This is a genomic window from Streptomyces sp. 142MFCol3.1, from assembly GCF_000424945.1.
Lineage (GTDB): Bacteria > Actinomycetota > Actinomycetes > Streptomycetales > Streptomycetaceae > Streptomyces > Streptomyces siamensis.
In genome coordinates this window covers 132,136-147,533 of record NZ_AUKV01000022.1, presented here as the reverse complement: position 1 = coordinate 147,533, position 15,398 = coordinate 132,136, and the positions used below count along the sequence as shown (strand labels likewise).

The window sequence follows — 15,398 nt, the reverse complement described above, 5'->3', positions numbered from 1 at the left end:
ACCATGAGCAAGATCCTGATCCGTGGTGCGAAGGTGCTCGGGGGCGAGCCGCAGGACGTCCTCATCGACGGCGAGGTCGTCGAGGCGGTCGGCACCGGGCTGTCCGCCGACGGCGCCGAGGTCGTCGAGGCCGACGGCAAGGTGCTCCTTCCTGGACTCGTCGACCTGCACACCCACCTGCGCGAGCCGGGCCGCGAGGACTCCGAGACCGTGCTCACCGGCACCCGCGCCGCGGCCTGCGGCGGCTACACAGCCGTCTTCGCCATGGCCAACACCTTCCCCGTCGCCGACACCGCCGGCGTCGTCGAGCAGGTCTACCGGCTCGGGCGGGAGCACGGCTACTGCGACGTGCAGCCCATCGGCGCCGTCACCGTCGGCCTGGAGGGCAAGAAGCTCGCCGAACTGGGCGCCATGCACGAGTCCGCGGCCGGCGTGACCGTGTTCTCCGACGACGGCAAGTGCGTGGACGACGCGGTGATCATGCGCCGTGCGCTGGAGTACGTGAAGGCCTTCGGCGGCGTCGTCGCCCAGCACGCCCAGGAGCCCCGCCTCACCGAGGGCGCCCAGATGAACGAGGGCGTCGTCTCGGCCGAGCTGGGCCTCGGCGGGTGGCCTGCGGTGGCCGAGGAATCGATCATCGCCCGGGACGTCCTGCTCGCCGAGCACGTCGGCTCGCGCGTCCACATCTGCCACCTCTCGACCGCCGGCTCCGTCGAGATCGTCCGCTGGGCCAAGTCCCGCGGCATCGACGTCACCGCCGAGGTCACCCCGCACCACCTCCTGCTCACCGACGAAATGGTGCGCACCTACGACCCGGTCTACAAGGTCAACCCGCCGCTGCGCACCGAGCGCGACGTCATGGCCCTGCGCGAGGCCCTCGCCGACGGCACGATCGACATCGTCGCCACCGACCACGCGCCCCATCCGCACGAGGACAAGGACTGCGAGTGGGCGGCGGCGGCGATGGGCATGGTCGGCCTGGAGACCGCCCTGTCCGTCGTCCAGCAGACGATGGTGGAGACCGGACTGCTCGACTGGGCCGGTGTCGCCGACCGCATGTCCGTCAATCCCGCGCGGATCGGCCGGGCCGCCGGTCACGGACGTCCCGTCTCGGCTGGTGAGCCCGCGAACCTCACGCTGGTGGACACGGCATACCGTGGGGCCGTGGACCCCGCGGGCTTCGCCTCGCGCAGCCGCAACACCCCCTACGAGGGCCGCGAGCTGCCGGGCCGGGTCACGCACACCTGGCTGCGGGGCAAGGCCACCCTCGTCGACGGGAAGCTCGCGTGACACCTCTCATCTCGATGGCCGCCGAACAGAAGTCGGCGGAAGTGACCGACTGGGCCGCCCGGATCGGCTGGCTCGTGGGCCTCGCCCTGTTCGTCGCACTCGTCTACTGGCTGATGCGCGAGGGCTGGAAGTGGCGCGGCACCCTCCAGGGAGACCTGCCCGAGCTGCCCACCCGCCCGTGGGCCGGCACCCTCGACGCATCCGGCGAGCCGCGGCTGCCTGGAGTGCCGGAACACCCCGGCCCGGCGAGACTGAGCATGAGCGGCCGTTACCACGGCTCCACCACCGCCGGGCAGTGGCTCGACCGGATCGTGGCGCACGGCCTGGGCACCCGCAGCCGGGTCGAGCTCACCCTGACGGACGAGGGACTGGACGTCGTGCGCCCCGGCGCCGCCGACTTCTTCGTCCCGGCCGCCGCGCTGCGCGAGGCCCGGCTGGACAAGGGCATCGCCGGCAAGGTCCTCACCGAGGGCGGGCTGCTGGTCGTCACCTGGGCGCACGGCGAGAGGCTGATCGACTCCGGCTTCCGCTCGGACCGCGCGGCCGAGCACGGCGACTGGGTCGACGCAATCAACTCCATGATCAACAAGACGGAAACGGAAGGCGCACGATGACGACCTCCACAAGGGGAGCCTCGAAGGTTCCCGCGGTACTCGTCCTGGAGGACGGCCGGATCTTCCGCGGCCGCGCCTACGGGGCCGTGGGGGAGACCTTCGGCGAAGCGGTGTTCTCCACCGGCATGACCGGCTACCAGGAGACCCTCACCGACCCGTCGTACCACCGCCAGGTCGTGGTGATGACCGCCCCGCACGTCGGCAACACCGGCGTCAACGACGAGGACCCCGAGTCGGAGCGCATCTGGGTCTCCGGCTATGTCGTACGCGACCCCGCGCGCGTGCCCTCCAACTGGCGGGCCAAGCGCTCGCTGGACGAGGAGCTGCGCCACCAGGGCGTCGTCGGCATCAGCGGGATCGACACCCGCGCCCTCACCCGCCACCTGCGCGAGCGCGGCGCCATGCGCGTCGGCATCTTCTCCGGCAACGCCCTGCCCGACGAGGGCACCATGCTCGCCGAGGTGCGCCAGGCGCCCGAGATGAAGGGCGCGAACCTCTCCGCCGAGGTCGCCACCAAGGAGACGTACGTCGTGCCCGCGATCGGCGAGAAGAAGTTCACCGTCGCCGCGGTCGACCTGGGCATCAAGGGCATGACCCCGCGGCGGATGGCCGAGCGCGGCATCGAGGTGCACGTCCTGCCCGCGACGGCCACGGCCGAGGACGTCTTCGCCGTGAACCCCGACGGCGTGTTCTTCTCCAACGGCCCGGGCGACCCGGCCACCGCCGACGGCCCCGTCGCGCTCATGCGGGCGGTGCTGGAGCGCAGGACCCCGCTCTTCGGCATCTGCTTCGGCAACCAGATCCTCGGCCGTGCGCTCGGCTTCGGCACCTACAAGCTGAAGTACGGCCACCGCGGCATCAACCAGCCCGTGCAGGACCGCACGACCGGCAAGGTCGAGGTCACCGCGCACAACCACGGCTTCGCCGTCGACGCCCCGCTCGACAAGGTGTCCGACACCCCCTACGGCCGCGCCGAGGTCTCCCACGTCTGCCTCAACGACAACGTGGTGGAGGGCCTCCGACTGCTCGACCAGCCGGCCTTCAGCGTCCAGTACCACCCCGAAGCGGCAGCCGGCCCGCACGACGCCGCCTACCTGTTCGACCGCTTCGTATCCCTGATGGAGGGCCAGCGTGCCTAAGCGCACCGATATCCAGTCCGTCCTGGTCATCGGCTCCGGCCCGATCGTCATCGGCCAGGCCGCCGAGTTCGACTATTCCGGCACCCAGGCGTGCCGGGTCCTGAAGTCCGAGGGCCTGCGGGTCATCCTCGTGAACTCGAACCCGGCGACGATCATGACCGACCCGGAGATCGCCGACGCCACCTACGTCGAGCCGATCACCCCGGAGTTCGTCGAGAAGATCATCGCCAAGGAGCGCCCCGACGCGCTGCTGCCCACCCTCGGCGGCCAGACGGCGCTCAACACCGCGATCTCCATGCACGAGCAGGGTGTGCTCGCGAAGTACGGCGTCGAGCTCATCGGCGCCAACGTCGAGGCGATCAACAAGGGCGAGGACCGCGACCTCTTCAAGGGCGTCGTCGAGGCCGTGCGCGAGAAGATCGGCCACGGCGAGTCCGCCCGGTCCGTCATCTGCCACTCCATGGACGACGTCCTCAAGGGCGTCGACACGCTCGGCGGCTACCCCGTCGTCGTGCGCCCCTCCTTCACCATGGGCGGCGCCGGCTCCGGCTTCGCCCACGACGAGGAGGAACTGCGCCGCATCGCCGGCCAGGGGCTCACGCTCTCCCCGACCACCGAGGTGCTCCTGGAGGAGTCCATCCTCGGCTGGAAGGAGTACGAGCTGGAGCTGATGCGCGACAAGAACGACAACGTCGTGGTCGTCTGCTCCATCGAGAACTTCGACCCGATGGGCGTCCACACCGGCGACTCCATCACCGTCGCGCCGGCCATGACGCTGACCGACCGCGAGTACCAGCGGCTGCGCGACATCGGCATCGCGATCATCCGCGAGGTCGGCGTCGACACCGGCGGCTGCAACATCCAGTTCGCGGTCAACCCGGACGACGGCCGCATCATCGTCATCGAGATGAACCCGCGCGTCTCGCGCTCCTCGGCGCTCGCCTCCAAGGCGACCGGCTTCCCGATCGCCAAGATCGCGGCCAAGCTCGCCGTCGGCTACACGCTCGACGAGATCCCGAACGACATCACCGAGAAGACCCCGGCGTCCTTCGAACCGACCCTCGACTACGTCGTCGTGAAGGCCCCGCGTTTCGCCTTCGAGAAGTTCCCCTCCGCCGACTCCACGCTGACCACGACCATGAAGTCGGTCGGCGAGGCCATGGCGATCGGCCGCAACTTCACCGAGGCGCTCCAGAAGGCGCTGCGCTCGCTCGAGAAGAAGGGCAGCCAGTTCACCTTCGTCGGCGAGCCCGGCGACAAGGCCGAGCTGCTGCGCGAGGCCGTCCGGCCCACCGACGGGCGCATCAACTCCGTCATGCAGGCCATCCGCGCCGGGGCCACGCCCGAGGAGGTCTTCGAGGCGACGAAGATCGACCCGTGGTTCGTCGACCAGCTCTTCCTGATCAAGGAGCTCGCGGACGAGCTGGCCGCCGCCGAGAAGCTGGACCCGGAGCTGCTCGCCGAGGCCAAGCGGCACGGCTTCTCCGACGCGCAGATCGCCGAGATCCGCGGGCTGCGCGAGGACGTCGTCCGTGAGGTGCGGCACGCGCTCGGCGTGCGCCCGGTGTACAAGACGGTGGACACCTGCGCCGCCGAGTTCGCCGCGAGGACGCCGTACTTCTACTCCTCGTACGACGAGGAGAGCGAGGTCGCCTCGCGCGAGAAGCCCGCCGTGATCATCCTGGGCTCCGGCCCGAACCGCATCGGCCAGGGCATCGAGTTCGACTACTCCTGCGTCCACGCCTCCTTCGCGCTCAGCGACGCCGGCTACGAGACCGTGATGGTCAACTGCAACCCGGAGACCGTGTCGACCGACTACGACACCTCCGACCGGCTGTACTTCGAGCCGCTGACCCTCGAGGACGTCCTGGAGATCGTCCACGCGGAGTCGCTGGCCGGCCCGATCGCGGGTGTGGTCGTGCAGCTCGGCGGCCAGACCCCGCTGGGCCTGTCGCAGGCACTCAAGGACAACGGCGTGCCGGTCGTCGGCACGTCCCCCGAGGCGATCCACGCCGCCGAGGACCGCGGCGCCTTCGGCCGCGTCCTCGCCGAGGCGGGCCTGCCGGCCCCCAAGCACGGCACGGCCACCACCTTCGCCGAGGCCAAGGCCATCGCCGACGAGATCGGCTACCCGGTCCTGGTGCGCCCCTCGTACGTCCTCGGCGGGCGCGGCATGGAGATCGTCTACGACGAGACCCGGCTGTCGTCCTACATCGCCGAGTCCACCGAGATCAGCCCGTCCCGGCCGGTCCTGGTCGACCGCTTCCTCGACGACGCGATCGAGATCGACGTCGACGCGCTCTACGACGGCGAGGAGCTCTACCTCGGCGGCGTCATGGAGCACATCGAGGAGGCCGGCATCCACTCCGGCGACTCGGCGTGCGCCCTGCCTCCGATCACGCTCGGCGGCTTCGACATCAAGCGCCTGCGGGCCTCGACCGAGGCCATCGCGAAGGGCGTCGGCGTCCGCGGTCTGATCAACATCCAGTTCGCGATGGCCGGCGACATCCTCTACGTCCTCGAGGCCAACCCGCGCGCCTCGCGCACCGTCCCCTTCACCTCGAAGGCGACCGCGGTGCCGCTGGCGAAGGCCGCCGCCCGCATCTCGCTGGGCGCGACCGTCGCCGAACTGCGGGCCGAGGGCCTGCTGCCGGCGAACGGCGACGGCGGCACGCTGCCGCTCGACGCGCCGATCTCCGTCAAGGAGGCCGTCATGCCGTGGTCGCGCTTCCGCGACATCCACGGGCGCGGCGTCGACACGGTGCTCGGCCCGGAGATGCGCTCCACCGGCGAAGTCATGGGCATCGACTCGGTGTTCGGCACGGCCTACGCCAAGTCGCAGGCGGGCGCGTACGGTCCGCTGCCGACCAAGGGCCGCGCCTTCATCTCGGTCGCCAACCGCGACAAGCGCTCGATGATCTTCCCGGCGCGTGAACTCGTCGCCCACGGTTTCGAACTGCTCGCGACGTCCGGCACCGCCGAGGTCCTCAAGCGCAACGGCATCAACGCCACGATCGTGCGCAAGCAGAGCGAGGGCGAGGGGCCGAACGGCGAGAAGACCATCGTCCAGCTGATCCACGACGGCCAGGTCGACCTCATCGTCAACACGCCGTACGGCACCGGCGGCCGCCTCGACGGCTACGACATCCGTACGGCCGCGGTGGCCCGCTCCGTGCCCTGTCTCACCACGGTCCAGGCGCTCGCCGCCGCCGTCCAGGGGATCGACGCGCTCAACCACGGCGACGTGGGCGTGCGCTCGCTCCAGGAACACGCCGAGCATCTGACCGCGGCCCGCGACTAGCAGCCCCGAGGGGGACACCGGAAACGGTGTCCCCCTCTTCATGAGGCTCCTCATGAGGTCCCGGTCCCTGGGTCTCACGAGGACACGTCTGACGAGGACACAGAGATGTACAAGCTTTTCTTCCGTCTGGTTTTCAAACGGATGGACCCCGAGCAGGCCCACCACCTCGCCTTTCGCTGGATCTGTCTGGCCGCCCGCGTCCCCGTGCTGCGGACGTTCCTCGCGGCGGCGCTGGCGCCCCGCCACGAGGAACTGCGCACGGAGGCGTTCGGCCTGCGCATGCACGGCCCCTTCGGGCTTGCGGCCGGCTTCGACAAGAACGCCGTCGCCATCGACGGCATGTCGATGCTGGGCTTCGACCACATCGAGATCGGCACCGTGACGGGGGAGCCGCAGCCCGGCAACCCGAAGAAGCGGCTGTTCCGCCTCGTCGAGGACCGGGCACTGATCAACCGCATGGGGTTCAACAACGAGGGCTCCGCGGCCGTCTCCGAGCGGCTGGCCGCCCGCACGCCCGTCTTCAGGACGGTCGTCGGCGTCAACATCGGCAAGACCAAGGCCGTCCCCGAGGAGGACGCCGTCGGCGACTACGTGAAGTCGACCGAGCGACTCGCCCGGCACGCCGACTACCTCGTCGTCAACGTCAGCTCCCCGAACACACCCGGTCTGCGCAATCTCCAGGCGACCGAGGCACTGCGCCCGCTGCTGAGCGCCGTGCGCGAGGCCGCCGACCGCTCGGTCACCGGCCGCCGCGTGCCGCTCCTGGTCAAGATCGCTCCCGACCTCGCCGACGAGGACGTCGACGCGGTCGCCGACCTCGCCGTGGAGCTCGGTCTGGACGGCATCATCGCGACCAACACCACCATCGCGCGCGAGGGCCTCGGCCTGAAGTCCGACGCCTGCCTGGTCAAGGAGTCCGGCGGCCTCTCCGGAGCGCCCCTGAAGGCGCGCTCCCTGGAGGTCCTGCGCCGCCTCTACGCGCGCGTGGGCGACCGGATCACCCTGGTGGGCGTCGGAGGCATCGAGAACGCCGAGGACGCCTGGCAGCGCATCCTGGCCGGCGCCACGCTGGTCCAGGGCTACAGCGCCTTCGTCTACGAGGGCCCCTTCTGGGGCCGCGCCATCCACAAGGGGCTCGCCGCGCGCCTCCGTACGAGCCCGTACGCCACCCTCGCCGACGCCGTCGGCGCCGACGTGAGGAAATCCGCATGAGCCTGGAACCCTTCGGCGCACGTCTGCGCCGCGCGATGGACGAGCGCGGGCCCCTGTGCGTGGGCATCGACCCGCACGCGTCCCTGCTCACCGACTGGGGCCTCGGCGACGACATCGCGGGCCTGGAGCGCTTCAGCCGCACCGTCGTGGAGGCGCTGGCCGACCGGGTGGCGGTCCTCAAGCCGCAGAGCGCGTTCTTCGAGCGCTTCGGCTCACGCGGGATCGCGGTGCTGGAGAAGTCGGTCGAGGAGGCCCGTGCGGCCGGTGCCCTGGTCGTCATGGACGCCAAGCGCGGCGACATCGGCTCGACCATGGCCGCGTACGCGGAGACCTTCCTGCGCAAGGACGCGCCGCTCTTCTCGGACGCGCTGACCGTCTCGCCGTACCTCGGCTACGGCTCGCTGAAGCCCGCGGTGGAACTGGCCCGCGAGAGCGGTTCCGGCCTCTTCGTGCTCGCGCTGACGTCCAACCCGGAGGGCGGCGAGGTCCAGCACGCCGTCCGTGCCGACGGCCGGAACGTCGGGGCGACCGTGCTCGGGCACCTGGCCGCCGAGAACGCGGGGGAGTCGCCGCTCGGCTCCTTCGGCGCCGTGGTCGGTGCCACGCTCGGTGATCTGTCCTCCTACGACCTCGACATCAACGGCCCCCTTCTCGCGCCGGGGATCGGCGCCCAGGGAGCTAAGGCGGGCGATCTGGCGGGTGTCTTCGGAGCGGCCGTGCGCAACGTCGTCCCGAACGTGAGCCGGGGTGTTCTGAGTCACGGTCCCGACGTCGTCGCGCTGCGGGAGGCCGCGGAGCGTTTCGCGGAGGAGATCAGGGCCGCCGTCGAGGCCGCCTGAGGGCCTTCGGCCGCCGCTCGCCGGACCGCCGGGACGGTCCGGCGAGCACTCCGACCCTCGATCGGCAGTCCTCCGATGAGTGTCCGCGGAGCGCCTTGAGTCTGAATACATCCTCAAATCCGGGGCAGTATGTCGGAAATGTCTGGCTCCAGGGAGGCTGACCAGGACTTTTCCGCTGTTCTCGCTGACTCTGGCGCGCTTGCCCGCTAGTCTCCGTCGAGTGGGGGCACCTCCCACGCTTCAAGGCAGTGGGGGAGAACGGGCAAGCGTGTTGCTCGTAGCTCCCCAGGTGTGGGGCGACTAGGTTCCTCACCGGTCCGTATCCGACAGTTCGACATCCGAGGTGACGTAGGCGTGGCTCTTCCGCCCCTTACCCCTGAACAGCGCGCAGCCGCGCTCGAAAAGGCCGCCGCGGCTCGCCGGGAGCGGGCCGAGGTCAAGAATCGACTCAAGCACTCCGGCGCCTCCCTTCACGAGGTCATCAAGCAGGGCCAGGAGAACGACGTCATCGGCAAGATGAAGGTCTCCGCCCTCCTTGAGTCCCTGCCGGGCGTGGGCAAGGTCCGCGCCAAGCAGATCATGGAGCGACTCGGGATCTCCGAGAGCCGCCGCGTGCGCGGCCTCGGCTCGAACCAGATCGCCTCCCTGGAGCGCGAGTTCGGCGGCTCCGGCGCCTGAGTCCTGGGCACTCCGGGATTGCTGGAATAATCGCTGCATGAGTGAACGTCCGCGGCTGACCGTGCTCTCCGGCCCCTCCGGGGTCGGCAAGAGCACGGTCGTCGCCCATATGCGCAAGGAACACCCCGAGGTCTGGCTCTCCGTGTCGGCGACGACACGCAAGCCGCGCCCCGGTGAGAAGCACGGAGTCCACTACTTCTTCGTCTCCGACGAGGAGATGGACAAGCTCATCGCCAACGGTGAGCTCCTGGAGTGGGCCGAGTTCGCCGGCAATCGCTACGGGACGCCGCGCGCGGCGGTCCTGGAGCACCTGGAGGCCGGCGTGCCGGTCCTCCTGGAGATCGACCTCCAGGGCGCACGTCAGGTTCGCGAGTCCATGCCGGAGGCTCTGCTCGTGTTCCTGGCTCCGCCCTCCTGGGAGGAGCTGGTGCGCAGGCTCACCGGGCGGGGCACGGAACCGCCCGAGGTGATCGAGCGCCGTCTGGAAGCGGCCAAGATCGAGCTGGCGGCCGAGCCGGAGTTCGATGTCACCCTGGTCAACACCTCCGTCGAGGACGTGGCGCGCGAGCTGCTAGCCTTGATGGACGTTGTGTGATCTTCACTGATCAATCCCACCTTTCGGAAGGCAGAGCGTGTCCTCTTCCATCACCGCGCCCGAGGGCATCATCAACCCTCCGATCGACGAGCTCCTTGAGGCCACCGACTCGAAGTACAGCCTCGTGATCTACGCCGCCAAGCGCGCCCGTCAGATCAACGCGTACTACTCGCAGCTCGGCGAGGGCCTTCTCGAGTACGTCGGTCCGCTCGTCGACACCCACGTCCACGAGAAGCCGCTCTCGATCTCCCTGCGCGAGATCAACGCGGGTCTGCTGACCTCCGAGGCCATCGAGGGCCCGGCGTAGTCGGCAATCTCACACCGTAAGCAAGATCTGCAGATTGCAGAAGTCTTGTCCACAGGCCCGGCAGCGCGACTGTCGGGCCTGTGGTGTGTCATGGGGTTGTACGTAGTCGAGTGCGGGGAGGTCCGGTGGACAAGCCGAAGGTCGTTCTGGGGGTCAGCGGCGGCATCGCCGCCTACAAGGCGTGTGAGCTGCTGCGACGGCTGACGGAGTCCGGTCACGACGTACGCGTCGTGCCCACCGCGTCCGCGCTGCACTTCGTCGGCGCGGCCACCTGGTCTGCCCTCTCCGGCCACCCCGTGTCCACCGAGGTCTGGTCGGATGTCCACGAGGTCCCGCACGTCCGCATCGGACAGCAGGCCGACCTCGTCGTGGTGGCTCCCGCGACGGCCGACACGCTCGCCAAGGCGGCCCACGGCCTGGCCGACGACCTCCTGACCAACACCCTGCTCACCGCCCGCTGCCCGGTCGTCTTCGCGCCCGCCATGCACACGGAGATGTGGGAACACCCCGCCACCCAGGAGAACGTGGCGACGCTCCGCCGCCGCGGGGCCGTCGTCATCGAACCCGCGGTCGGGCGACTGACCGGCGTCGACACCGGCAAGGGGCGGCTGCCCGAGCCCGCGGAGATCTTCGAGGTCTGCCGCCGGGTGCTGGCCCGCGGCGTGACCGAGCCCGACCTCGCCGGACGGCATGTCGTCGTCAGCGCGGGCGGCACGCGCGAACCCCTCGACCCGGTCCGCTTCCTCGGCAACCGTTCCTCCGGCAAGCAGGGGTACGCCCTCGCCCGCACCGCCGCCGCACGCGGAGCCCGCGTCACGCTGATCGCCGCGAACACCGGCATGCCGGACCCCGCGGGCGTGGACGTCGTCCAGGTCGGCACCGCCGTACAGCTGCGCGAGGCGGTGCTGAAGGCGGCCCGGGACGCCGACGTCGTCGTGATGGCGGCGGCGGTCGCCGACTTCCGCCCGGCGGCTTACGCGGCGGGGAAGATCAAGAAGAAGGACGGCCAGGAGCCCGAGCCCGTCGCCCTGGTCCGCAACCCCGACATCCTCGCGGAGATCTCGGCCACGCGGGCGCGCGCCGGCCAGGTGGTGGTCGGCTTCGCCGCCGAGACGGACGACGTCCTCGCGAACGGCCGGAAGAAGCTGGAGCGCAAGGGCTGCGACTTCCTCGTGGTGAACGAGGTGGGCGAGCGCAAGACCTTCGGCTCCGAGGAGAACGAGGCCGTCGTGCTCGGAGCCGACGGCAGCGAGACCCCGGTGGCCCACGGGCCCAAGGAAGCGCTGGCCGATACCGTGTGGGACCTCGTGACGCGCCGATCGGAGTAGCTTTCTCACCCGTCCCGGCAGATGCCTCCCGGCGCGCAAAAACAGGTGCGGTGGCCCTGGCGGAGGCGGATCGCCATGGCGCAGAATGCCCGTGCCGCAGGTCACAGCGCTTCCGACAAGCGAGACAGGGGGACCTGCCGGTGGGCACGACAGATAAACTGTTCTCGGACGACGCCGGGCGCAGCCCCCGTCCCGTCCACCAATGATCAGCCAGCAGCCGCTGCAACCACAGGGAGCGTTGTGTCCCGTCGCCTGTTCACCTCGGAGTCCGTGACCGAAGGTCACCCCGACAAGATCGCTGACCAGATCAGCGACACCATTCTCGATGCGCTCCTGCGTGAGGACCCCACGTCCCGCGTCGCCGTGGAGACGCTGATCACGACCGGCCTGGTGCACGTGGCCGGCGAGGTCACGACCAAGGCGTACGCGCCGATCGCGCAGCTGGTGCGCGACAAGATCCTCGAGATCGGCTACGACTCGTCCAAGAAGGGCTTCGACGGAGCCTCCTGCGGCGTCTCGGTGTCGATCGGCTCGCAGTCCCCGGACATCGCGCAGGGTGTCGACACGGCGTACGAGTCCCGGGTCGAGGGCGACGAGGACGAGCTGGACAAGCAGGGCGCCGGCGACCAGGGCCTGATGTTCGGTTACGCGACCGACGAGACGCCGAACCTGATGCCGCTGCCGATCCACCTGGCGCACCGGCTCTCGCGGCGCCTGTCCGAGGTCCGCAAGAACGGCACCATCCCCTACCTCCGCCCCGACGGCAAGACCCAGGTCACCATCGAGTACGACGGCGACAAGGCGGTCCGCCTGGACACGGTCGTCGTCTCCTCGCAGCACGCGAGCGACATCGACCTGGACTCGCTCCTGGCCCCCGACATCCGCGAGTTCGTCGTCGAGCCGGAGCTGAAGGCGCTGCTGGACGACGGCATCAAGCTGGACACCGAGGGCTACCGCCTGCTGGTCAACCCGACCGGCCGCTTCGAGATCGGCGGCCCGATGGGCGACGCCGGCCTCACCGGCCGCAAGATCATCATCGACACGTACGGCGGCATGGCCCGCCACGGCGGCGGCGCCTTCTCCGGCAAGGACCCGTCCAAGGTCGACCGCTCCGCCGCCTACGCCATGCGCTGGGTCGCGAAGAACGTCGTCGCCGCGGGCCTCGCCTCTCGCTGCGAGGTCCAGGTCGCCTACGCCATCGGCAAGGCCGAGCCCGTCGGCCTCTTCGTCGAGACCTTCGGCACCGCAAAGGTCGAGGCCGAGAAGATCGAGACCGCCATCAGCGAGGTCTTCGACCTCCGCCCCGCGGCCATCATCCGCGACCTCGACCTGCTGCGCCCGATCTACTCGCAGACGGCGGCGTACGGCCACTTCGGCCGCGAGCTGCCCGACTTCACCTGGGAGCGCACGGACCGCGTGGACGCGCTGCGCCGGGCCGCGGGTCTGTAAGGCCCGACCGGTACCGTCACCAGGCCCGGCTGCCCTTCGGGGGAGCCGGGCCTCGGTGTTCGTGACGGGGACCGGTGTCCGGCCCGGGCCACGGCGCTCGGGCGCCCGGCCCGTGGCGTGAGGTGCGGGATGCCCGGCCCCTGCCGGTGGGCGCCGGGACGCCCGTCCCGTGTCGGTGGCGTCTGGTAGGAATGCTGCTGTGAGCAGCGAGAACGGTCAGGGGGAAGGCGGCGCGGAGAGTGCGCCGCCCGAGCAGCTCGCGCTGATCCGGGAGGCCGTGCGCAAGGCCAAGGCGCCGAAGGCCAAGCCGCGTACCTGGCGGGGGGCTGCGCTGGCTAAGGAGCTGCCCGTGGCGCGGGTGCTGGTCGACAAGGGCGTGCTGCATCTCGACCGGTACTTCGACTACGCGGTGCCCGAGGAGCTCGACGAGGCCGCGCAGCCGGGCGTGCGGGTCCGGGTCAGGTTCGGCGCCGGCGGCCGCAATGTGCGCGACGGGCGCCGTGAGGGCGGCGGACTCATCGACGGGTTCGTCGTCGAGCGGATCGCCGAGTCCGACTACAGCGGGCCGCTGGCCGCGCTCGCGCAGGTCGTGTCGCCCGAACCCGTCCTGGACGCCGAACTGCTGGGCCTCGCCCGGGCCGTCGCCGACCGCTACGCCGGCTCCCTGGCCGATGTGCTGCAACTCGCCGTCCCGCCCCGGCACGCGCGGGCCGAGGCCCGGGAGTCCACACCCGCACCGCCTCCGCCCCCGGCCCCCGCCCCGGGCACCTGGCAGCGGTACGGCCGCGGGGCGGACTTCCTCGCCTCGCTCGCCTCCGGCGGTGCCCCACGGGCCGTGTGGACCGCGCTGCCCGGGCCCCAGTGGGCCGAGGAGATCGCCCGGGCCGTGCAGGCGACGCTGGCCTCCGGGCGCGGGGCACTGGTCGTCGTACCGGCGGGCCGGCCCGCCGCCCGCGTCGGCGCCGCCCTGACGGCACTGCTGGGGGAGGGACAGCACGCCGTGCTGACGGCCGACGCCGGGCAGGAGCGGCGCTACCGCGAATGGCTCGCCGTACGGCGCGGGGCCGTGCGGGCAGTCGTCGGCACCCGCGCCGCCATGTTCGCGCCCGTGAGGAACCTGGGGCTCGTCGTCGTCTGGGACGACGGCGACGCCGGACACAGCGACGACAACGCCCCCTTCCCGCACGTCCGGGAGGTGCTGGAGCTGCGGGCCTCGCGCGACCGGTGCGGCTTCCTGCTGGGCGGCTGGAGCTGCACGGTGGAGGCCGCGCAGCTCGTCGAGAGCGGATGGGCGCTGCCGCTGGTCGCGGACCGCGACCAGGTCCGTGCGGCGGCGCCACTCGTACGGACCGTCGGCGACGGGGACCTCGCCCGGGACGAGGCGGCCCGCGCGGCCAGACTGCCCACACTCGCCTGGCAGACCGTCAGGGAGGGACTGCGGCACGGCCCCGTGCTGGTGCAGGTGCCGCGTCGCGGCTACGTACCCCGGATGGCCTGCGCGCAGTGCCGGGCCCCCGCGCGCTGCCGCCACTGCGCGGGACCGCTCCAGGCGCAGGACGCGGGCGAGCTGCGGTGCGACTGGTGCGGGCGCGGGGAGCCTGCCTGGCACTGCCCCGCATGCGGAGGCTTCCGGCTGCGGGCACAGATCGTGGGGGCGCGGCGCACCGCCGAGGAGCTGGGGCGGGCCTTCCCGGCCGTCCCGGTCCGTACGTCCGGGCGGGAGCAGGTGCTGGACACCGTCTCCGAGGCGCCCGCCCTGGTCGTGAGCACTCCGGGCGCCGAACCGGTGGCCGAGGGCGGGTACGCGGCCGCGCTGCTCCTGGACGGCTGGGCGATGCTCGGGCGGCCCGATCTGCGGGCCGGCGAGGACGCGTTGCGGCGCTGGCTGGCCGCGGCGGCGCTCGTCCGTCCGCAGGGCGCCGGCGGGACCGTGGCGGTCGTCGCCGAGCCGACGCTGCGTCCGGTCCAGGCACTGGTCCGCTGGGATCCGGTCGGGCACGCAGTGCGGGAGCTCGCCGAGCGGGCCGAGCTGGGTTTCCCGCCGGTGTCGCGGATGGCCGCGGTGTCCGGTGCGCCGGAGGCGCTGGCGGAGTTCCTCGCGGCCGCCCAACTGCCCCACGATGCACAGGTGTTGGGGCCCGTCCCGGTGCCCGGTACGGAGGCGGGGCGGCCTCGGCGGGCCGGTGGGCCGCCGCCCGGGGAGCACTGGGAGCGGGCCCTCGTGCGGGTGCCACCGGGGAGCGGAGCCGCGCTGGCGGCCGCGTTGAAGACCGCGCAGGCGGCGCGGTTGGCGCGCGGCGGGAGCGAGCCGATACGGATCCGCGTCGATCCGCTCGACATCGGGTGAGTCCCGCCCGGCGCGATGCGGCGGCGTTCGCAGCGGCCGCCCGGGTCGGTGTGGGGTGGGTGCTTGCGTCGGTCGTCCTGCGCGGCGTGAGGGCGGGTGCTCGTGTCGGCTGTTCGGCTCGGCACGGGGTGGGTGCTCGTGTCGGTTGTTCGGCGCGGCGTGGGTGCGGGTGCTCGTGTCGGCCGTTCGGCTCGGTGCGGAGTGGGTGCTCGTGTCGGTCGTTCGGCGCGGTGTGGGGTGAGAGTTCGCGTCGGCCGTTCGGCTCGGTGCCGGGTGGGTGCTCGCACGAGCGTTCCGCT

At 71.4% G+C, this 15,398-nt stretch carries 12 protein-coding genes; all 12 read left to right on the top strand.

Going from position 1 to position 15,398, the window contains the following annotated elements; all coding sequences use genetic code 11:
- Positions 1-3: 3 nt before the first annotated feature.
- The 12 genes from H305_RS0129790 to H305_RS0129735 all read left to right on the top strand — a co-directional run bounded on the left by H305_RS0129790 (position 4) and on the right by H305_RS0129735 (position 15,099).
- A complete protein-coding gene (locus H305_RS0129790; RefSeq protein WP_028803689.1) occupies positions 4-1,290 on the top strand; it encodes a dihydroorotase in 1,287 nt (428 codons plus the stop codon).
- On the top strand, positions 1,287-1,904 hold the full coding sequence (locus H305_RS0129785) for a hypothetical protein (protein ID WP_028803688.1): 618 nt from the start codon (positions 1,287-1,289) through the stop codon (positions 1,902-1,904). Before H305_RS0129790 ends, H305_RS0129785 begins: the two co-directional genes overlap by 4 nt.
- A complete protein-coding gene (gene carA / locus H305_RS0129780) occupies positions 1,901-3,043 on the top strand; it encodes a glutamine-hydrolyzing carbamoyl-phosphate synthase small subunit (protein ID WP_028803687.1) in 1,143 nt (380 codons plus the stop codon). The genes H305_RS0129785 and carA overlap by 4 nt, the downstream gene beginning before the upstream one ends.
- A complete protein-coding gene (carB, locus tag H305_RS0129775; RefSeq protein ID WP_028803686.1) occupies positions 3,036-6,344 on the top strand; it encodes a carbamoyl-phosphate synthase large subunit in 3,309 nt (1,102 codons plus the stop codon). Before carA ends, carB begins: the two co-directional genes overlap by 8 nt.
- Positions 6,345-6,449: 105 nt before the next feature.
- Positions 6,450-7,556 (top strand): quinone-dependent dihydroorotate dehydrogenase, encoded by a 1,107-nt coding sequence (locus H305_RS0129770; protein ID WP_028803685.1) that lies wholly within the window; start codon positions 6,450-6,452, stop codon positions 7,554-7,556.
- A complete protein-coding gene (gene pyrF / locus H305_RS0129765) occupies positions 7,553-8,395 on the top strand; it encodes an orotidine-5'-phosphate decarboxylase (RefSeq protein ID WP_028803684.1) in 843 nt (280 codons plus the stop codon). The genes H305_RS0129770 and pyrF overlap by 4 nt, the downstream gene beginning before the upstream one ends.
- Positions 8,396-8,749: 354 nt before the next feature.
- Entirely contained in the window at positions 8,750-9,073 is a 324-nt protein-coding gene (locus H305_RS0129760) for an integration host factor (protein ID WP_016638838.1), read from the top strand.
- Between the two features lie 37 nt (positions 9,074-9,110).
- Positions 9,111-9,668 (top strand): guanylate kinase, encoded by a 558-nt coding sequence (gene gmk, locus H305_RS0129755; protein WP_028803683.1) that lies wholly within the window; start codon positions 9,111-9,113, stop codon positions 9,666-9,668.
- 37 nt (positions 9,669-9,705) lie between these two features.
- Positions 9,706-9,975: a DNA-directed RNA polymerase subunit omega gene (gene rpoZ, locus H305_RS0129750; protein WP_028803682.1), complete on the top strand. Its 270-nt coding sequence runs from the start codon at positions 9,706-9,708 to the stop codon at positions 9,973-9,975.
- 125 nt (positions 9,976-10,100) lie between these two features.
- The gene (gene coaBC / locus H305_RS0129745; RefSeq protein ID WP_028803681.1) at positions 10,101-11,303 is read left to right on the top strand and encodes a bifunctional phosphopantothenoylcysteine decarboxylase/phosphopantothenate--cysteine ligase CoaBC; all 1,203 of its coding nucleotides are present in this window, start codon (positions 10,101-10,103) and stop codon (positions 11,301-11,303) included.
- 240 nt (positions 11,304-11,543) lie between these two features.
- Positions 11,544-12,752: a methionine adenosyltransferase gene (metK, locus tag H305_RS0129740; protein ID WP_028803680.1), complete on the top strand. Its 1,209-nt coding sequence runs from the start codon at positions 11,544-11,546 to the stop codon at positions 12,750-12,752.
- A 199-nt stretch (positions 12,753-12,951) separates the two neighbouring features.
- Positions 12,952-15,099: a primosomal protein N' gene (locus tag H305_RS0129735; RefSeq protein ID WP_028803679.1), complete on the top strand. Its 2,148-nt coding sequence runs from the start codon at positions 12,952-12,954 to the stop codon at positions 15,097-15,099.
- Positions 15,100-15,398 lie beyond the last annotated feature (299 nt).

Coding starts and splice junctions, on each gene's coding strand:
- H305_RS0129790 (WP_028803689.1), top strand. CDS start 4: ATGAGCAAGATCCTGATCCGTGGTGCGAAGGTGCTCGGGGGCGAGCCG.
- H305_RS0129770 (WP_028803685.1), top strand. CDS start 6,450: ATGTACAAGCTTTTCTTCCGTCTGGTTTTCAAACGGATGGACCCCGAG.
- pyrF (WP_028803684.1), top strand. CDS start 7,553: ATGAGCCTGGAACCCTTCGGCGCACGTCTGCGCCGCGCGATGGACGAG.
- carA (WP_028803687.1), top strand. CDS start 1,901: ATGACGACCTCCACAAGGGGAGCCTCGAAGGTTCCCGCGGTACTCGTC.
- gmk (WP_028803683.1), top strand. CDS start 9,111: ATGAGTGAACGTCCGCGGCTGACCGTGCTCTCCGGCCCCTCCGGGGTC.